Origin of the sequence: Phormidium tenue FACHB-1050 (assembly GCF_014696925.1) — a bacterium.
In the GTDB taxonomy this organism is placed as follows: domain Bacteria; phylum Cyanobacteriota; class Cyanobacteriia; order Pseudanabaenales; family Pseudanabaenaceae; genus Pseudanabaena.
The window spans coordinates 93,958-113,062 of sequence record NZ_JACJQY010000002.1 but is presented as its reverse complement, the minus strand read 5'-3'; the positions used below and the strand labels follow the sequence as shown (position 1 = coordinate 113,062).

Below are 19,105 nucleotides of genomic sequence, written 5' to 3'. Positions count from 1 at the left end.
TATTTATCGGTATTTGGTATCAAAATCAATAGTACAAAGTGTAGAGGCAATTCATGAATTGCCTCTACACTTTGTACTTAATGCATACTTCTTAAGCTTTCAAAAACTTAAGCAAACAGAAGCTTATGCCTTCTTAAATTTGCCACCTTTAGCTTTATCAGAGTAATCGCAGTAGTAACCTTTGGTTTCAGCTACAAATTGGTTCCAAGGTAATGGCGCAACTGCTTCCTTGGTCTCGTTGACAATCTTGAACTGACCATCAGCTGTAACTTCACCAATACGTACAAACTTGGAAAGGTGATGGCTATTTTCCATAGTCACCTTGCCTTCTGGAGCGTCAAAGGTTTGACCTAGAGCAGCCATTCTTACCGCTTCAAGATCATCAGCTTTACCAGCTTTTTTGACAGCTTGAGCCCAGATATTAACGGCAATATAGCCAGCTTCCATTGGGTCATTGGTAACACGATCTGCACCATACTTAGCCTTGAATGCTTCTACAAACTTCTTGTTGGCAGGGTTGTCAACGGTCATGAAGTAGTTCCAAGCTGCATAGTGACCCTTCAGGAATTCAGGTCCGATTGCCTTGACCTCTTCTTCAGCAATACTGACGGACATTGATGGATATTTATCCGCAGTTAGACCAGCACCTTGCATCTGTTTGAAGAAGGCAACGTTGCTATCACCATTGAGTGAGTTGTAGATTACGCCACCATTTGGCAAAGCTTGTTTGATTTTGGAAATGATAGGGGTTACTTCTGAGTTACCCAGTGGCAAATAATCTTCACCAACTACCTTGCCACCCAATGCTTCTAATTGAGCCTTGATGATTGTATTAGCAGTACGAGGGAATACATAGTCAGAGCCAACCAAGAAGAATTCTTTACCCTTGTTCTTGAGTAACCATTCTACAGAAGGTTCAATCTGTTGGTTTGGTGCAGCACCAGTGTAGAAGATATTCTTCGAGCATTCTTGTCCTTCGTATTGGACAGGATAGAATAGTAAATGATCTTTGGATTCAAATACAGGCAATACTGCCTTGCGACTTGCAGAAGTCCAGCAACCAAAGACAACTACAACCTTGTCTTGGTCAATCAATTTCTTAGCTTTTTCAGCAAATGTAGGCCAGTCAGAAGCTCCATCTTCAACGATCGCTTCGATTTGCTTGCCTAGTACACCGCCAGCCTTGTTAATTTCTTCGATCGCAAGTTGAGTTGAGTCAACTAAGCTCTTCTCACTGATCGCCATGGTGCCACTCAAAGAGTGCAAAATACCAACCTTAATTGTGCCACCACTAGCTGCGGCTGTGCTTGTGGCTGTGGGTGATGCAGCAGTGGTTGCAGCAGTAGTTGCAGCGGTGGTTGGGGTGGCTGTTGGGGTAGCTGGGGCACAAGCCTTGATTAGGCTACTAATTCCAAGTGCAGCAGAGCCATAAACGATGAACTTACGACGATTCATTCTCTTACTCATTAACCTTTAACGCCTCCAAACTATTGAATTCTATTTAAAAAATTGACTTAACAATCTTGGGATGGAGGTTGAACCTCACTCCTCTCACACTAATCAATCAAAGATGATAGCTTCACAATCCTGATATAGTTAACCTCAACGGGTTGTATCACAGGATACTTTTTTTGACCATTGCTTTTCTGAGATAATGCATTTTTAAAACATTCATGATTGAATGAAATAACTAAACTTGTTAGGGCAATACAAGAGATAGCTAAGAAAAATCAAAATATAAATTACTACACTTTGTGCCGTCATTTATATTTAGGTTTTTATGTCCTAAGCAAAACTTAATATTGCGCGATAAGTAGCTGGGCATAATTAAAATCCAGAGTCAAAAACTGTGGCGATCGCGCTGCGATCGCCACAGTTTTTGGGGGATTATATTTAATTGCACCTAGCTCCTTAGCAATTTGGGATCACAGTTTTTTAACAAAAAAGTCAGTCTTTATGGCCGGAAATATCAACTTAATTATTGTGGATAGTAGGATTCGGCAAATCAAAACTCATATTTATAGCATTAGTCAGCCTTGTTAGGGCATAAAACTAGAAGGTGAGTGGCGCGAAACGCCGACACTCACCTTCTAGTTTTGATTTTCCCTAAGGCAAGTGGCTACAGCTATATGTTTTGCTACTAATACCAATTCCCGAAAGTGTGGCTACACTTTCGGGAATTAAAAACTAAACCCAGTAAGGGTTTTAAAATCACAAAATGGCGAAGCCATTTTGTGATTTGGTATAAGATTTCATAGAAAGGAGAAGTTTGATCGTGTCGGAAATTAAGCAAAAACTTATTGATCCTTCCGTTACTGTAACGATCGCTCGACAAGTTAAACCAGAATGCAGGGCAGAATTTGAAGCCTTTTTAACTGGAGTTACCAATGCTTGTGGACAATTTTCTGGCTATCTCGGCAGTAATATTTTTCGTCCTGTTAATGCTGATGATCCAGAGTATCGCATCATTTTTAAGTTTGATCGTCTGAGTAATTTACGACTATGGGAATCTTCAGCCGAGCGTCAGTACTGGTTTGCGATCGCCGAACCGCTTACGATTAGTCTGCCTCAAATTCAGGTGTTAACTGGTTTAGAAACTTGGTTTACGCTACCAGGAAAACCCACGATTACGCCGCCGCCTAGGTACAAAATGGCTTTAGTAAGTTGGTTGGCTGTGTTCCCTTTAATTACGGGTATTTCGGTGGTTTTTCAACATTTTTTGGGGGTATTGCCTTTAGTTTTGCGCGTAGCCTTTGTGACAGCGATCGCTGTGCCAACTATGACTTATCTCCTCATGCCGCAAATGACGAGGTTATTTGCATGGTGGCTATATCCAGTCACAGAAATAACGCTACCTACAAAAGATGTTGTCCCTGCGATCGCTGACAATTCCCAAGCTATTCCCCTACCTGATTTACAATCTGCTACTCTCGAAGAAAAACAACTGATAAGTAACTTTGCAGAATAAATTACCCAAACCCATAAAGTTTCGCAGGAGCGAAACTTTATGGGTTTGGGTAATTTATTCTGCCTATAGCATCCTACCAACTTGGTGGATTTAGAGAATGACACCCGAAGCAAGAAATTTTTAGAAAGTATTGCTTCACAATACTTTCTAAAAATTTCTTGCTTCATTTGAGCTTGGTGTTGCACTTGAGTGCAGAACTGCGTAAGTCCGAGATCTAATGGGATAATATTCATTAATTGATAAGTTGGCTTTACTTAATGAACCAAACAAGGTTTGATGCTTTGATCATTGGCAGCGGTGCTGCTGGACTTTATACTGCCTTGCGGCTTGCTGACTTAGCACCAAACTGGCGGATTGGTTTAGTGACTAAAGATAACTTGTCAACTTCAGCTAGTGATTGGGCGCAGGGTGGAATTGCGGCAGTCGTAGATAAAGATGATGCTCCCCAATTTCATGGCAAAGATACCTTAATGGCTGGTGTGGGTTTGTGTGAAGTCGAGGCAGTAGATGTATTAGTTAATGCTGCTCCTCGCCAAATTCAGAACCTGATCGCCTTGGGTGTGGATTTTGATCGCACAGAAGACGGTAGCCTTGCCTTAACTTTAGAAGCGGCTCACTCCAAACGCAGGGTATTGCACTCAGCAGATACTACAGGACGAGCGCTAGTATCTAAGCTTGCAGCAGCCGTATTACAAAATCCCAGTATTCAGGTTTTAAGCCAAACCCTAGTTTTAGATCTCTATATGGAACAGGGTCGCTGCGGTGGTGTTTTTTATCTAGAAGAAAATCAAGAAATAGGCTGCTTAATTTCGCCAGTAGTGGTTTTGGCAACAGGCGGCGGTGCTCAGGTGTTTTCACAAAATACTAATCCGCCCTCAAGTACAGGTGACGGTGTGGCGATCGCATGGCGAGCAGGAGCTTTAATCCGAGATATGGAATTTGTGCAGTTTCATCCCACTGCCCTTGCTTTACCCAATGCTCCAAGGTTTTTAATCAGTGAGGCGGTAAGGGGTGAAGGAGCGCATTTGATTGATCATCAAGGCGATCGCTTTGCCTTTAATTATCATCCTCAAGGTGAACTTGCACCTCGTGATGTGGTCAGTCGCGCCATATTTAACCATCTCCAGAAGACCAAAGAACCCACAGTATTTCTGGATTTACAGTCAATTTCTAGAGAGAGGATTGCCCATCGATTTCCAAATATCATCAAAATCTGTCAACAGTGGCAAATTGATATTTTCTCCACACCAATACCTGTCACTCCCGCTGCTCACTATTGCATGGGAGGTATAGTTGTGGACTCTTATGGAGCTACTTCCATTGAGGGGCTATATGCAGTCGGGGAAGCCGCTAGTACGGGCGTACATGGTGCTAATCGATTGGCAAGTAATTCTCTATTAGAATGCTTTGTTTTTGGTGAACGCTTAGCTGAACAGGTGTGTTCTCAACCAACTCAGATTTTTAAGGCTCCAAAGGCGATCGCTCCTAAATTAGCAGATCGTGGCAATTCAGCAACTATTCAAAATATTAAATCGGCAATTCAAAATCTAAGTTGGCAAGCAGCGGGCATCAGTCGAGTTCAATCGGACTTAGAGATCGCCTTAACTCAAATCTGCTCATGGCAAGCTGAGTTAACTCAACTTGCCGAACCGTCACGTTTATGGATTGAAACCCGAAACTTGGCTGACTATGCTTATCTATTGGTGCGATCATCTCTATTTCGTACCGAAAGTCGTGGCGCACATTTTCGTTCTGATTTTCCTGATCCTGATCCGAGTTGGCAGGTACATACAATTATCGAAGGTCAAGAGATCATGAGATCGCCTGCTTTGTTACCTATACAAACTTAAAAGATAAAAGCATCGCGAAGCGATGCTTTTATCTTTTAAGTTGCGGGGCTTTGCCGTGCATCTTTGAAATTGGATTTATTGCAGAAATTGGATTTATTGCAATGTATATAACTGCGATCGCGATAGACGTGCTAACCAAGGAGCTAGAAATTTATCATTAGCTTGTCTTTCTTGCGGATCTTCAGTTTCAAAAGGATGAGGCGCTAAACCACGCAGAGCGGCTGTAGTTACGCAAAACATCGACTTTTGAAACGACAGACAAATCTTGACGAGCAAATCCTCTTCGCCGCGATCGCCTTGTTGATAAACCTCATGCAAATAGTTGGGCAGAAAATGTCGCATATCTTGCATGAGTAATGTAGGTGGAATCCCTGCACCACCTACGGGCAAAGGATCGGCATAGAGAACACCATAATTAAATTGCGAAATTTCTGTAGAAATTTGATGTTCCTGTGCATTGTAGGAAACTGTGCCACGGAATGGGAAGGATCGGAAAAATACCGCCTCCACATAGGGAACAGCCGTATCCATTAAGAAGGTGAGGTTTGCCGACGCAGGAACGATTTCGTAATCTTCAGCATTGATCGTGACTTTATAGACATAAGGTACGCCAGCAGCAGCAACTAGCCCATCTTGAACATGTTTGACAACATCAGGAATGCTTTTAATTTCACCACGATCATAGCGATCGCTTAATTCTAAAAACATTGGCGACATAAACGACCAGAAATATCCTAGAGCGCTGTAGTAGGTCATCAGACGCACCTGCTCTACCAAGAAATCTGGGAATAGTGGATGCATTACCGCCATCAATGGATTACGTGCAGACTTGGCAGCGATCGCTAATTGAGCGCGTTGTTTAAATTCTGCGGAGTCCAAGTAGGCATCTAAACCACCGCCACCATGCCAAAACATCGCTTTCATACAATATTCAGCAAATTCAAAATTGATGCGATCGTGCCACCAATGACGACCAAGTTTATTTAAGGAGAAGTCTCCATTAAAGAACTTAAAGAATGGTAAAAAAGCAAGAAACTGATGCTCAGAAATATAGGTAAGATTCCTATAATATTCACCCAGCACCACACCATAGCTTTTGAGGATACCGACAACCTCTAGCAAGTTTTCAGGAGAATCTGGAAGCAATGCACCACCTGATTCTAGGCGATGCTTTACCGCAGCAAGGGCTGGTTCAATAGTTTTATTTTGACTCAATACACTCATAATCAAATTTTACAATGCTTCTGTCTAAGAAACCATGTAAGGATTGTCTAGATCCCCCCAGCCCCCTTAAAAAAGGGGGGGGATTTGAATTCTCCCCCCTTTTTAAGGGGGATTGAGGGGGATCTCTTAGAGCTTTTGACCGCAGAAAGTAATTCTTAAATGGTTTCTAAAACCCAATAAGTAAGGTTGGCTACGTCCACCTTACTTATTGGGTTTTAACAATTTTTTTAAACGCTTCAGCAGCTTGCGCTGGATAATTGCTAAGGGTATTAATTTTTTGACCAGTGGAGAGCTGACTTGCAGACTTGCCTCACTCCATGCGTTGCGATGTCTATTAAAGCCGTCACCTTTACCGATCGCATATTTAACAACATCGACTAAACGCACAGGCATCGCCCAATAAAAATGATAAAGCTCATTAGGATCATCGAAAAATGGACAATCCATAAATGCTTCTGCTTCTTGTTGAGTTGGTGAATTGTTAAAAGTTAGGAACATCTCATCTAAGGCTTCCCGCAATAATTTTGGAGAAATATTGCAAGATAAATCTGTAGGCGATCGCTCTACCAGATGCCGCACAAAAGTAATTACAGATTGTTGAAAAGCTTTGAGTCCCCAATCTAGAGCAGGTTGATTGTGATTATGCTTGAGCATGGGAACCACAGAACCATCTGTCTGCAAAGCATAGTCAAGAGTTGTGCCTTCACAACCTGCACAAAAAACTTCCATCGCTGATACATAGCGATAGTCGATGTCATCACGAAGTCCTACAGAGTTATTTAAGTTAAAGAAAAAAGCGAGTACTTCTCCTTTATGCTTGAGTCCGCCCGTCGGTTTGTCCAAGGCAAAGTAGAAACCAACAGGCATTCTCGTGCCAAAGCTCTCAAAGGCATTTTCTAAAGAAAGTTGTAAACTGCCACGCCAACCCACATCCACTAAACCAAAGGCTAGTCCATCAAGCATTTTTTCTTGTTGTAAATATGCCTTTAAAACTTCGCGCTTTCGCTCAGCAATCTGGAGAACTAATTCTTGTAAAGATTCATTCTTTTCTAATTTATTTCGTAGTGAGCTTCTTTCTTTCGTCGATAAATTTTTTTGCCAAGTTTCAACGGGATACCCCAGTGGCTCAAAAATTGGCTGGGCAGATTGGCGATCAAGACACATTCGAGCTATGAGAGCCTCAATCGTAAAAATAGTCGTATCATCAAACATCCATTCCCAAAAAGCCTTGTTAACCTTTGTTAACCCAGGCATTCTCAGAGCCTGACGACTGACATAGAGGTAGCGTAGTTCCAATTCTGGATAGATCTTCGGAGCAAGTTCCTTGGCAATTTGCAGCAACATTTCACCATCTCTAGCTAAGAAGTAGATCCGAGCAAGTTGTTTCGCTTTAGCCTGTTGCAAAATCCAAATTGTATAGGCTGTTAAAATGGGTGCAGCAACTGAAGCCGCAATATCCCGAATGATTGTCTCTTTTGTTGTTTTGGTGTCTTTGGTTAGGCGTGTATAGCGAGATATACCTGCCAAAATAGAAGTAACTCCATTTGTAGCATTGGCATACTTTTGCAGTATTAATTCATAGCGATTAGGATTAGCATCCTGAAAATAGATAGAATTAAGCCCTAATGAACTAGGCATAGCAACATCAGAGGAATGATTATTACCAATGTGAGTTAGATCTTGAGGACTCAGTTGCAGATCTTCCAAAACCTTTAAAAACAGATCCCCTATCCCTTTAGACTTACGCCATTGTGAAGAGACATATAAGCGATCGCCTTCTTGCCAAAAGCCATGCTTTTTTAGTTGATCCTCCAGAAAGACTTCAGGCAAATACATATCTGATATGAACAAAATATGGGGATGCGATCGCCTTGCCTGTTCTATCAATTGATAAGCTCTAGGAACAGCAATTAAGTATTCCGTTTCTACCTCTAATTCTAAATTCTTGAGTTTATCGATAGTCTCTATCTCAATTTCTAGAGTATTTGCCATCTCTCGATAGATTTCGTCTAGTCTAACCTCACCATCTTCATAAAACATCCGAGATCGCCATTCAGCCTCAATTCTGACTATACGAAAAGTTTCAGACGAAAAATTAATCCAACCAAACTGCACAGCGCGATCACCACAGATTCTAAAAATTTCTGAAGGGTCGCTTACTATTCTGGTGAGCAGAGTATCAAAGATATCAAAGCTAGATATTTGTGGCATGTAAAAAATGAGATAAAGAATTGTTAATTGGTTAAGGGATCAAAGATCCGTCTTTTTTGATGACACGGATTTGCTAAGCTATCAAAAAATTGGCAGCTATGGCTTAGAGAAAACTGACTGCCAAAATTTATGTCTAATATCGCTGACATAATGTCGCATAGCAATTTGCTTTGATGCAAACTTGTCTGGATAGATAAACTGATCGTCAACATTCATAATATATTTGTCACGAGCAAGAGCATTGCCATGATTGCGTTTGATGGTCAAATTAACAATGGTTTGCTCAGAAAAATAGTTGGGAAGTTCTTGTAGTTTTGCCAATCTTTGTACAGATTCATCCCAATCTAAAGGTTTCTTGAATAGAATAAATCCAGCATTAATTGGCTCCTGCTGTTCGATATCCTCATAAATAAGTCGCTTATCTAAGGAGCTTTTACAGTCAGGCAAATAATACGTATGCGTATCTCCAGAAGTTGCTAAATCAGCTAAATCAGAAGCCCCTTGAAAGAACAAAATATCTGAATCTGTGTAAAGTGTTGCGTAATCAATGGGAATGGACATCAGGGCTGCTAACTTCTTGCCCATAGCTTGCTGTGATGCGTATTCATAGACTGATTGAGGTAAATCATCTCTTTGAAATTTAGTTAATAGCTGGACATCTACACAGGGATGAACTCGTTTAAGTAACTGAATACTCTTTTCAGTGTAACTTCCATCAGACATGATCGTAAATGCTTTAGGAATTCCCACATAACGAAGGAAGGAGCGCAGACTTGCCACTTGCTCAGGCAGGTCTCTTTCGCAGGATAGCGCATAAACTTTGATCGGGACTTGACGCTCTTGGGCGATCGGAAAACTGACTAAACTTGGAAGACTAGATTTGTAGATCGATCGAAAAAAATTACCTTGAAGTTTTGCTGAATGATAACCAATATTTACCATTTATTTCTCTTGAAATTATCGCGATCGCAATTTAATGATTATTACATCGCAATTATAAAGCCGAAATATAGCGATCGCTAATAAAAAATAAGAAAGTCAATGAAGCATACAACCCCTTGATTAGGGTGGGTGGTGCTTTGCGCCGCCTACCCTAATCCTAATCTTTTAGTTAGCCCTTACTTTCTGGCTTTCTTAGTTCGTTTAGATGGTGAGGGGTAGAGCCAAAAGCCTAATATTTTGGTTAGATATGGCATAACTGGATAGGTTAGTAAAGCAGATACAAAGATTACAGAAATGAGTAAGCCCAATAACGCAGGTAGTCCCTGTAGAAATGGAGTCAGAATCAAGTTAGCGAGCAAGATCAAGGGATATACCGTAATCACACCAATAATTACCTGTTTGTAATATGGAGGTTCTTTAGGAGTTCCGATCTTACTTTTAGGCAGTGTAAACCATAGTTCTAATCCGTTTGGTTGATGTTGTTGCGATCGCCTAGATATAAATTCTTGAGATCTTTGCATCCATTGTTGATATACAGGTGAAGCAAGCCAATTTTTACAATGAGCATAGTTATCAAACTTAACGATGACCACATATTCAGGATATTGATGATCGCGAGGACGAATGACTTCAACCCCTATAAATCCCTCAAATTGTTGGGCGGAATAATTGATCCCTTTTGTCCAAGCTTCATATTCTTCTATGAGGTTTGGCTCAACAACTTCGGATATGACTAAGGTAATTGGATCGCTTTGTTGTCCAAATGGCTGCATAGATTTACCACTAAATTAATAAGAGCTTTTATGTGTCGAGGTGAAGCCTCGACACATAAAAGCTCTTATTAATTTTACTGTGCGTCCCTTAATTGCGACTAGAAGCCATATTTTCAAATTTAGTTAAGCGTGGTTCAAACAGTAATTTAACCGTACCAACGGGCCCATTACGATGTTTAGCGATAATAATCTCAGCAACACCGCGATCGGGAGTTTCAGGATTGTAATATTCATCACGATATAAATTAATTACTAAATCTGCATCCTGCTCAATGCTGTTATGAACATAAAATCCATTGGCTGTAAAGTTGGACAAACTGGGAACAGTTAAGTCATATACCATTTCCTCCTCTAGCAAATTGATAGCTTCGATCTTGTCCCAATAAATATCACTAGTAGCGAGATTGAGGATATCTGTTGATTTAAGAATCTCAGCTAGTTTATAAGCTCTATCTCTACCAATCGCATTTTTATACAAGCTAGTGCCACAGTATTTCGAGCCGAGGCTAGCTTGCATTTGTCTAGTAGTTAATCCTATTTTTTCTCTGGCGACATTAATGTATACTGCCCAAGCTTCTTTAGGTATAACATCTCGATTAGTATTAGCTTTTCCAGAGTTATTTATATATAAGTTGACAGCTTTTAATCCTTCTTGCTTATATTTACCAACCGCACCCACAAGATTAATAAATCTTTCTAAATCTGGCTTACCTCCTAAGACAACTTGATATTGGTCACGACCTTTTGTCCCTTGGGAGACAATTCTTAAAGTTGCATTAATGCCTAGTCTGAGTAACAGAGACTGCACGCCTCTTGATAGCTTTTCACTGCTAGAAGCATAGTAGACTGCTGGGTAGTAGGATTTTTTACTCGAAAGAATACAGCCATCTGTAGCCCATAAATGACGTAGAAATATAGCGATCGCCTCTTGAGGTTGTTCAAAAATTTGATTGGGAATAAATTTTTCATGCGATCGCAAACCAAATACACCAAGATTTTCTAGCCATTTAGTAATAGGGTTTTTAACACCGTGAGTTAGATGACAGGAGGATGCCAAATAAACTTGATACCAATCTTTCTCTTTTTTAATTCTCGGTATAATGTGATCGCGAAATACTTCAGTTGACAAATTAGATACTAATTCTGCTAAATCTAACTCTCTAGTTGTGTATTGAATGGCATGGCGGGGCAAGGTGCAACCATCACCAATTAAATGTCCAAGTAATCCTAATTCCGCATCACCGATTGTTTGTGATTCTGAACTGGGAATATATCGAGGCATAGCAATGCGATCGCCTATTTGTAATTCATCAAGTCTTTTCCATCCTTGAATTGTCAGAAATTTGTGATTTGCAGTCGCTTTAATAGAACGACCTAATTGAGTTTGTAATTGATATACAGGTTTAGATCCCGTGCAGAAAGCATTACTGACGATCGCACGTTCCATTTTTAGCGTTTGAGGATTCACCGCCCAAATTGCAAAACCTGACTTGTCAACAAGTTCACGGATCGGTATTTCGGCTCCTGTGTCAGCCATTGTAATTAACGAGTCTCCACTGAGACAGCCTGACTCTCTCAAGTCGGAAAGCATCGGACGTTTGTTAGTTCTCGCTTCTACGCCACGACTTAATTGGGATAGCGCGATTACAGGCACATTTAATTCACGGGCTAAAGCTTTAAGCGATCGCGTAATTCTCGATATTTCCTGCACCCGATTATCAGATCCAGATCCTTCCATTAATTGCAAATAGTCAATCAAAATTAGACCCAGCACGCCTCCCTTTTCTGACTGCAACCGACGAGCCTTAGAGCGTAGTTCTGTGATAGGAGGATTGGGAGTGTCATCGATAAATAGGGGTAATTCCGAAAGTCCACTAATCGCCATTGCCACCGTTCCCCATTCATTTTCGCTAATTTGTCCAGTGCGGAGGCGATTACTATCGATGCCCATATCACTGGAGCGAACTTTGGATTGACTGGCTAAGAGACGGTAAACTAGCTGCTCCTTCGACATTTCTAAGCTAAAAATAGCCACAGGCAAGCGGTGAATTTCCGCCATTTTTCGGGCTATTTCTAAACCGAAGGCAGTTTTCCCCATTGACGGCCGACCAGCGAGGATGATCAAGTCCGATCGCTGTAAGCCATTGGTCATCGCATCAAAATCATAAAATCCTGTAATTAAACCTGTAGCGGTGGAGTTACCAGTACCAAGAGAATTAAAGCGATTTTCTAATTCGTAAAAAGTTTTCGTGAGAATATCGGCAGCAGGAGTAAGTCCTTGTTGGGCGCGAGATTGCGTAACCGCAAAAATCTTTTGTTCCGATTGATCGAGGAGTTGCGCTAATTCAACTTCGTTACTGTAACTAATCTCAACTACACCTCTAGCGGCTTCGGCAAGCTTACGCCTTGCATATTTATCCGCCACCAGCTGGGCATAAAAATCGATGTTTACTGCGCTAACGGTACGATCGCAAAGTTGGGCAATTTTTGTCTGACCACCAATTTTTTCGAGCATATCGCGATCGCTGAGCCATGTAGTCAGGCTCATCATGTCCGTAGGATTGGACAGGTTATGCAACATTAAGCAAGCTCGAAAAATCTCCTGATGCGCCGCAACATAGAACATTTCGGGACGTAAAGTATCCAAAACTCGCGACACTGCTTCTGGATCGATTAAGATTCCCCCTAAGACTGCCTCCTCAGCCTCAATATTCTGGGGTGGCAAGCGATCACTGATAGATTCAAAGTCTTTGCTCATATAAATTTTGACTAGTTTGTTTCCTAGGAAAAGCACCTAGAAATTTTGAGGCTAGGTTTGAGTGCATTCATAATTCTAGGTTTAAATTTGCAAAAACCTAGAAAGAACATCCCAAAAAAGTGATTGATGGCGCTTCAAGCAATTCTCATTATTAAAATCATTTTTTGAAAGTCCGCCGTTGGCGGACTTTCAAAAAAACGATTTTAGTGTTTCTAGCGCCGAAGGCGCTAGAAACACTAAAATCGTTTTCATAATGAGAATTGCTGTGACGCTTCGCGCCATCAATTAATTTGGGGAGGTTTGTGAGAGTGTGCTTATTTTGGGACACACTCTCACAAACCATTTAGGATTGCTATAGTGCTGTTAGTAATGAGCAATTGATATGGGATTTGAGGAAGTATTTGTTTTTGCTGTAGCGGGGTGCGTCGCAATCTACCATCAGCGCTCGCAACAACAAGCAAACAAGCAGACCCAAATATTTGTTTTGTGGATTCTAGCAGTTGCTTTGCCAAGCTTGGCGATCGCATTGACAACAATCAATCGCGCCGTTTTACCATTAACTTTTGTTGCTGTAATATTTTTGCTTTCCGTATGGATATATAGCAACTTGATCGCCTCTTCCAACTCTAATCTAGCAACCATCAACCTTGATCCCACCGAAGAAAAACAACTCAAAGACTGCTTTTTCTCAAATATTTATCATCTGACAGGTTTAGAATATCGACCTCACGAAATATTCTGTCGGGGTAATCTGCGATCACAAAACCCAAAATATGCTTACGAAACGATTAACCAAAATATTCAAAAAGTATTTGGTGATCGCTTTACTTGTTATTTACAAGAAAGCCCTTTAGAAAACCTAGGTTTAGGTTTTGGCGATGCTCAAGATCGCCAAGACAACACAACAAACTATTGCTTTTATTTGATCCCCAACTATCTCGCCAAATCACCACCAGCTTCAAGAGATCACCAAAGCTGGTTAACCAGCGCAATTAGTATCTTAGTCACAACCTTCACAGTGCTAGTGGTCGGTGCAAATCAGCGACTTGAAGACTTAAACTTTAGCAACTTACAGCAAGGAATTCCTTACTTGCTTTGCCTAGTGAGCATCTTTATCGCAAGGGCGATCGCGCAGTACTACATCTCCAGACATTATCGAGTGCAACTTGCTCGCCCACTTTTCCTTCCAGTCTTAGGTGGTTTTGGTTTGTTAGGTAGCTTAAACACCAACTTTCCTACAGGTCAAGGACACCCACATCAACGCCGCATCCTATTTGATCTAGCTGTAATTCCCGCAATTGTGGGCTTAGCAATTTCCATCGTTTTATTAATTTTAGGTAACTGGTTGCTAGTTCCTTCAACTGCAATGGTTGCTGGCTCTGCGATCGCCCCATCCTTGTTAACTCCTAATCTCGCAGCCTTTGACTTCAAAAATTCAATTTTGGTAACTTTACTGCAAACAATTTTTTCTATGGGCAAAGCAGCAAATCTTACAGCCCCAATTACCTCTTTTTCACCCCTCACTCTAGCTGGTTGGTCTGGCTTAGCAATTAGTGCCTTACAGCTAATGCCCTTTGACTTACTGGATGGAGGAAATTTGGTAATCGCCATGTTTGGTCATCGTCAAGCTGTCCAGATTGCTCGTATCTCCAGACTAGTATTACTTGCGATCGCTGTACTTACACAGCCTTGGCTGAGAATTTATAGTCTTTTATTATTTCTATTACCCACCCCACGCCCACTTATTTTGAACGAAAGTATTGAAATTGGTAAGGCTCGCGATCTAATTGGCATGATTTTAATTGCGATCGCTTTACTGATCATCCTGCCTATACCAAAATCTCTCTTGTTATGAAGACAAGACAAATAGGCTGCTTATCCTGTACCCACATGAATTACAACCTATTGAGTCTTTGAGTAGTACAGATTCATTTTTGAAAGCGTTGCGAAGCAACGCTTTCAAAAATGAATCTGGGTTTTAAGTCAGCGCAAAGTTCTGTAATAAAGCTAAAGGATTTACAAAGCAACATCTTTGTCATTATTAATTTAGAAAAATAGAGAGTGTTAACAATGTATCCGCAGTTTAATTAATGTTTTATTTTAAATTTTCAAGACTTTAATGTGATTTTGGGATTATCATTAACCTTGGCATTAGGTAGCCACGATTTGTTGCTACTGGTAACATCAGTTAAGTCAGCAGTAGAGACATGTTCATCCTGAAGCGCCAAGACGTTGAAATCGTCAACGTCCAAAACCCACAAAACAAAGATCAACAAATACCGATTTTGCAATATCAGGGGCAAACATTTCGGTTACTCAACATGTTTGGCGATAATCGAGATGAGGCTTTAGCGCTTTGGCGTGACTTAACTGATAACAAAGGCAAAGCTTGCGTATTATTAGAAGAGCCTCAACGTTTTAGCGTTTGGGGTCGAGTTAAATTAGATCAACTCCCTACAGCACCTACCCAGAGTTCTTCAGCAGGTACACACCTTGTCCAAGGTTGTTTACTGATATTGCAGGCTGTATATATCGAGGTTGAAGATCTCCTTGGCGTTAGACAAGCAGGTTCTTTTAAGCAAGATTTACTGAAGTTTATGCAACAGGGTAAATTTGCCCAAAGCGAAAACATCGCCGCCCTAGAAGAAGTTTTGTCAATTAATCCACTTAATAGTGTGCAAATTCCCAACTGGGATGAAAGCAAATTACAACTTCTTCTAGGCGAAGTCCATCGACTAGCCTCCTCCTATTTTGGAAATAATAGTTTTGTCGATAGTGCGATCGAGGCTCTAAATGAACTACCTGAATCGTCATCCGTAACAGCTTGGCTGGCAAAAACTCCTAAGGGTAAACTCTGGAAGTAATCTAAATAAATTATTTCGATGTTTTCCTCTAAAGTTATGGCTTGTAGCACAATACTTGTTATTTTCTTTCTTTAAATACTTTATTTCTTATGGTTGTAGCTAAGGTGCAAGATTCATGAGTAGAGCTAAATCTCCCTCACCATCAGGGATTTCCACGCAATCTATTGTTTGGGCAGCGATCGGATGGGCAGCCCTAGCTCTAATGTTCTACCTATTTTTTAACGCCCCAACCGATGGACCACACACAATCAAGCCTGAAGAATGCGCCAAGGCAGTAAAAGATCTATTTGTAAGACCTAACTGGTATCGATACGGAACGTACATTTTTCAAACTGTGGCGATCGCTTGTTCAGGGCTATTGTGTCTACGTAACTGGCGTAGCTCCAAAATCATTAGCGGTCGTAATGTTTGGCTAGGTTTAGGCATCGGGATCTTATCTTGGGGTATCGGCAATTTAATTTTTGGTTATCTAGATTTTCAATATCAAAGTGGATTAATTGCGGGTGGAGCCAAAGGTGCTAATGATCTAGTGCAAACCTTTCCATCGATCGCCGATATTTTCTTCACAGCAACCTACGTGTTTTTGTCATGGGGAATGGCGATGTCTGTGATTGGTCGAAGACTAAATCTGTATCCAAAACAATGGGCGATCGTTGGTGCTGTTGGATTTGTGGGGATTGTCGTGGCGGCCTATGTTACTTTTGGCGTAAGTGGAGAGGTTTCTCTAGATACTGGGAAAATTCTCAATATTATTTATGCCCTTGGTGATATTTGGTTATTAATTGTCGCGACCATTCTATTACTAGCTTTTTGGGGTGGTAAGGCAGCTCAATCTTGGCGCTTACTCGGCAGTGCTGGTATTGCCATGTTTTTTGGTGACTTATGGTTTAACTACAGCATAAATACTGGTATCAGCAAAGTTTGCGAAGGCAAGCAATATCAAAGCGGCGAACCTGCCGAATTTTTCTGGATTCTTGCCTTTATTCTCTGGGGAATGGCTGCTGCTTTGGAGTTTGATCTATCTTCACGCCCCACATCTCGTAGCCGTAGAAACTAGTTTAATTAAACAACATCAGTTCGGGTTAATTTCAAACTATCTTCTACAGACGATTAGCAGCGCTGCTAATCGTCTCTAATAAAAGCCTCGCTTCGCGAGGCTTTTACTGTTTTGGCTTTTTAAAATTTCGTAGCTTATCTCGGACTTACGTTACAGCGCTTTGCGCTCAATTAAACCCCAGAGAAATTTTTGGAAGCGTCGCGGAGCAAAGCTTCCAAAAATTTCTCTGTACTATAGCTGTTGCCATTCTTATTAGGACATAAAACCCAAATAGTGTGAGGCGGCGCGAAGCGCCGCCTCACACTATTTGGGTTTTGATTTGTCCTGATACAGGTGGCTATAGCTATACTCAAAGCCTCAATAGGCTGTAGTTACAAAAATGGTAACGATAGTTCTAATAATTTTGGGGAACGCTAAAATCCAATCATCAAAATTGTTCAACAACTTAGCAAACCTAATCAAGCAAAAAAATGGCAAAAAATCCTAATCCAATTTTCGGTAATGGCTTTATTCAAGGAACTAGTCTGAATGACGATATCTTTGGCTCTTTGAATGTAGATTTAATCTATGCTGGCGCAGGTAACGATATTATTTGGGGTGATGGACGTGATTCTATAACAGGTTTATCACCTATTTCTGGAAAGGTAGACAGAATTTATGGCGAAGATGGTGATGATGTCATCTACGGTGGTAATGAGGATGAAGGTTCGATAAATCCAGCTAAAGACCAACTATATGGTGGTGCAGGCAATGACTATCTCTTTGGTGAAGGAGGACATGATGTCTTAGTTGGTGGTATTGGCGATGATTCTCTAAATGGTGGTACTGGTAATGATGAGCTATATGGTGAAGATGGGAATGACAGTCTTACAGGAGGTCGCGGTAATGACTTTATTGACGGAGGCAGGGGCTATGACACGTTGTATGCTAATGGTGGTAGCTTCACCTTAACCAACAGTCAGCTTGTTTCTAGCTATCAAGAAACCGACACACTCACCAGTATTGAGGCTGCGTTTATCATTGGTGGTGGTGGTGATGACATTTTAGACGCTAGTGCTTTTACTGGAGGAGGCTTGGCTGGAGCGAGAGTCACTCTATTTGGTAGTGACGGCAATGACACGATTAAAGGTAGTTCAGGCAACGATAATCTGCAAGGCGGTAGTGGCACTGATACAATTTTTGGTGGTGCAGGCAATGACGAAATCTATGCTGGTAGTGCTACTCAGTTAACTTCTGACATTCTAGTTGGTGGCTTTGGAAGTGATCTTCTGGTGGGTAGTGGTGGCAATAACCGTTTGACGGGTGTTGATATCACTGGTGGTCTTTTAAAACCGGGTTTAGGAGAAGTAGATATCCTTACTGGTAATGGTGGGAATGATGTGTTTGTCTTGGGAGATGCCAATGCAATCTACTACAACGATGGCTATATGCGTCTATCAGGTTCTGTTGAAGGATTTGCCAAAATTACAGACTTTAACTCAGGAGATAAAATTGAACTTAAAGGTGCAAGCGGTAACTATAGTTTGATGAACTATAACAACAATGGTATTTCTGGCATCGGTATCTATGCAAAGCTTTCCACGGGTATAATGCAAACTCAATACAACGAATTAATTGCGGTTGTCCAAAATGTTGCACCAACATTACTAAATCTAAGCAATTCTAACCAATTCAATTATGTTTAAGTTTTTAAGCCCAAAAAGAAAGGGTTGCTAAGCAACCCTTTCTTTTAGTATGCGCCATTTCCTTTAGGAAAAATCACAACTAAAATAGTTTTAAAGATTAAATGTAAGTCGAGCCAAAAGCTCATGCGCTTGACATAACTGGCATCCATCTGGACTCGCTTTGCATAGGGAATATCGTTACGACCCGAAACTTGCCACAGCCCTGCAATACCAGGACGAACGCTGAGGACTCGATCAATTGCTGAGCCATATTTACTAAGTTCAGCTTGCACTAGTGGTCTTGGACCAACAACACTCATATCGCCTATGAGCACATTCCAAAATTGGGGTAGCTCATCCAAACTGGTTGTTCTTAAGAACTTACCAATTTTAGTAATCCGAGGATCATGCTTGAGTTTAAAAGATGCTTCGTATTCAGCTCGGCTAATTGGGCAAGCATTTAAATAATCTTCTAGTGCTTGATCTGCCCCATTAATCATGGTTCTAAACTTAATGCAATTAAATTGAGAACCATTTAAACCAACTCTAGGATGAATATATAAAACTGAGCCATGAGAACTGATGAAAATCAATAACGTAATTGCCAGATAAATTGGCGAAAACACAGTTAGAACAATTGATGCAAATACGATATCAAAGACTCTTTTTCCCCAAGTTGCATAGAGATCTGTACGATCTGTAACCGATTTCTTTGTACGGAGGCTAACTTGACTATTTGCTTTGCTTCTAGTAATCATCAAATCTCTACACCACACCACATAGTTGAACTAATC

At 40.9% G+C, this 19,105-nt stretch carries 13 protein-coding genes; 6 read left to right on the top strand and 7 right to left on the bottom strand.

What is annotated here, in order from left to right; all coding sequences use genetic code 11:
• Positions 1 to 123: 123 nt before the first annotated feature.
• Positions 124 to 1,467: an urea ABC transporter substrate-binding protein gene (gene urtA, locus H6G05_RS01970; protein WP_190575855.1), complete on the bottom strand. Its 1,344-nt coding sequence runs from the start codon at positions 1,465 to 1,467 to the stop codon at positions 124 to 126.
• 808 nt (positions 1,468 to 2,275) lie between these two features.
• Here urtA and H6G05_RS01965 point away from each other — a divergent pair.
• Together H6G05_RS01965 and nadB are read left to right on the top strand one after the other, a co-directional pair.
• Entirely contained in the window at positions 2,276 to 2,968 is a 693-nt protein-coding gene (locus tag H6G05_RS01965; protein WP_242025186.1) for a hypothetical protein, read from the top strand.
• Positions 2,969 to 3,225: 257 nt separating this feature from the next.
• Positions 3,226 to 4,818 carry an L-aspartate oxidase gene (nadB, locus tag H6G05_RS01960; RefSeq protein WP_190575852.1) on the top strand — a complete coding sequence of 531 codons (1,593 nt, stop codon included), beginning with the start codon at positions 3,226 to 3,228 and terminating at the stop codon, positions 4,816 to 4,818.
• 93 nt (positions 4,819 to 4,911) lie between these two features.
• Here the strand turns inward: nadB and H6G05_RS01955 are convergent, their stop codons facing one another.
• The 5 genes from H6G05_RS01955 to H6G05_RS01935 all read right to left on the bottom strand — a co-directional run bounded on the left by H6G05_RS01955 (position 4,912) and on the right by H6G05_RS01935 (position 12,726).
• Positions 4,912 to 6,042 carry a CO2 hydration protein gene (locus tag H6G05_RS01955; protein WP_190575851.1) on the bottom strand — a complete coding sequence of 377 codons (1,131 nt, stop codon included), beginning with the start codon at positions 6,040 to 6,042 and terminating at the stop codon, positions 4,912 to 4,914.
• Positions 6,043 to 6,243: 201 nt separating this feature from the next.
• Positions 6,244 to 8,253 (bottom strand): HAD family hydrolase, encoded by a 2,010-nt coding sequence (locus tag H6G05_RS01950; RefSeq protein WP_190575849.1) that lies wholly within the window; start codon positions 8,251 to 8,253, stop codon positions 6,244 to 6,246.
• Between the two features lie 96 nt (positions 8,254 to 8,349).
• On the bottom strand, positions 8,350 to 9,195 hold the full coding sequence (locus H6G05_RS01945; protein WP_190575847.1) for a hypothetical protein: 846 nt from the start codon (positions 9,193 to 9,195) through the stop codon (positions 8,350 to 8,352).
• 176 nt (positions 9,196 to 9,371) lie between these two features.
• Positions 9,372 to 9,968 carry an antibiotic biosynthesis monooxygenase gene (locus H6G05_RS01940; protein ID WP_190575845.1) on the bottom strand — a complete coding sequence of 199 codons (597 nt, stop codon included), beginning with the start codon at positions 9,966 to 9,968 and terminating at the stop codon, positions 9,372 to 9,374.
• A gap of 88 nt (positions 9,969 to 10,056) precedes the next feature.
• Complete coding sequence (locus H6G05_RS01935; RefSeq protein WP_190575843.1) at positions 10,057 to 12,726, bottom strand: replicative DNA helicase; 2,670 nt, start codon at positions 12,724 to 12,726, stop codon at positions 10,057 to 10,059.
• Between the two features lie 382 nt (positions 12,727 to 13,108).
• On the opposite strand from H6G05_RS01935, the gene H6G05_RS01930 reads away from it, so the two are divergent.
• The 4 genes from H6G05_RS01930 to H6G05_RS01915 all read left to right on the top strand — a co-directional run bounded on the left by H6G05_RS01930 (position 13,109) and on the right by H6G05_RS01915 (position 18,332).
• On the top strand, positions 13,109 to 14,581 hold the full coding sequence (locus H6G05_RS01930) for a zinc metalloprotease (RefSeq protein WP_190575840.1): 1,473 nt from the start codon (positions 13,109 to 13,111) through the stop codon (positions 14,579 to 14,581).
• 352 nt (positions 14,582 to 14,933) lie between these two features.
• Positions 14,934 to 15,590 carry an Npun_F0813 family protein gene (locus H6G05_RS01925; protein ID WP_190575838.1) on the top strand — a complete coding sequence of 219 codons (657 nt, stop codon included), beginning with the start codon at positions 14,934 to 14,936 and terminating at the stop codon, positions 15,588 to 15,590.
• Positions 15,591 to 15,705: 115 nt separating this feature from the next.
• Complete coding sequence (locus H6G05_RS01920; protein ID WP_190575837.1) at positions 15,706 to 16,647, top strand: hypothetical protein; 942 nt, start codon at positions 15,706 to 15,708, stop codon at positions 16,645 to 16,647.
• A 470-nt stretch (positions 16,648 to 17,117) separates the two neighbouring features.
• Positions 17,118 to 18,332 carry a calcium-binding protein gene (locus tag H6G05_RS01915; RefSeq protein WP_190575835.1) on the top strand — a complete coding sequence of 405 codons (1,215 nt, stop codon included), beginning with the start codon at positions 17,118 to 17,120 and terminating at the stop codon, positions 18,330 to 18,332.
• A gap of 44 nt (positions 18,333 to 18,376) precedes the next feature.
• Here H6G05_RS01915 and H6G05_RS01910 read toward each other — a convergent pair whose 3' ends face one another.
• On the bottom strand, positions 18,377 to 19,069 hold the full coding sequence (locus H6G05_RS01910) for a sugar transferase (RefSeq protein ID WP_190575833.1): 693 nt from the start codon (positions 19,067 to 19,069) through the stop codon (positions 18,377 to 18,379).
• Between the last annotated feature and the right edge of the window lie 36 nt (positions 19,070 to 19,105).

What these genes read in the sequence shown, in the direction of transcription:
- H6G05_RS01940 (WP_190575845.1), bottom strand. Translation starts at nt 9,968, where the DNA reads ATGCAGCCATTTGGACAACAAAGCGATCCAATTACCTTAGTCATATCC.
- H6G05_RS01910 (WP_190575833.1), bottom strand. Translation starts at nt 19,069, where the DNA reads ATGATTACTAGAAGCAAAGCAAATAGTCAAGTTAGCCTCCGTACAAAG.
- H6G05_RS01950 (WP_190575849.1), bottom strand. Translation starts at nt 8,253, where the DNA reads ATGCCACAAATATCTAGCTTTGATATCTTTGATACTCTGCTCACCAGA.
- H6G05_RS01920 (WP_190575837.1), top strand. Translation starts at nt 15,706, where the DNA reads ATGAGTAGAGCTAAATCTCCCTCACCATCAGGGATTTCCACGCAATCT.
- H6G05_RS01925 (WP_190575838.1), top strand. Translation starts at nt 14,934, where the DNA reads ATGTTCATCCTGAAGCGCCAAGACGTTGAAATCGTCAACGTCCAAAAC.
- H6G05_RS01935 (WP_190575843.1), bottom strand. Translation starts at nt 12,726, where the DNA reads ATGAGCAAAGACTTTGAATCTATCAGTGATCGCTTGCCACCCCAGAAT.
- H6G05_RS01915 (WP_190575835.1), top strand. Translation starts at nt 17,118, where the DNA reads ATGGCAAAAAATCCTAATCCAATTTTCGGTAATGGCTTTATTCAAGGA.
- H6G05_RS01945 (WP_190575847.1), bottom strand. Translation starts at nt 9,195, where the DNA reads ATGGTAAATATTGGTTATCATTCAGCAAAACTTCAAGGTAATTTTTTT.
- H6G05_RS01955 (WP_190575851.1), bottom strand. Translation starts at nt 6,042, where the DNA reads ATGAGTGTATTGAGTCAAAATAAAACTATTGAACCAGCCCTTGCTGCG.
- H6G05_RS01930 (WP_190575840.1), top strand. Translation starts at nt 13,109, where the DNA reads ATGGGATTTGAGGAAGTATTTGTTTTTGCTGTAGCGGGGTGCGTCGCA.
- urtA (WP_190575855.1), bottom strand. Translation starts at nt 1,467, where the DNA reads ATGAGTAAGAGAATGAATCGTCGTAAGTTCATCGTTTATGGCTCTGCT.
- nadB (WP_190575852.1), top strand. Translation starts at nt 3,226, where the DNA reads ATGAACCAAACAAGGTTTGATGCTTTGATCATTGGCAGCGGTGCTGCT.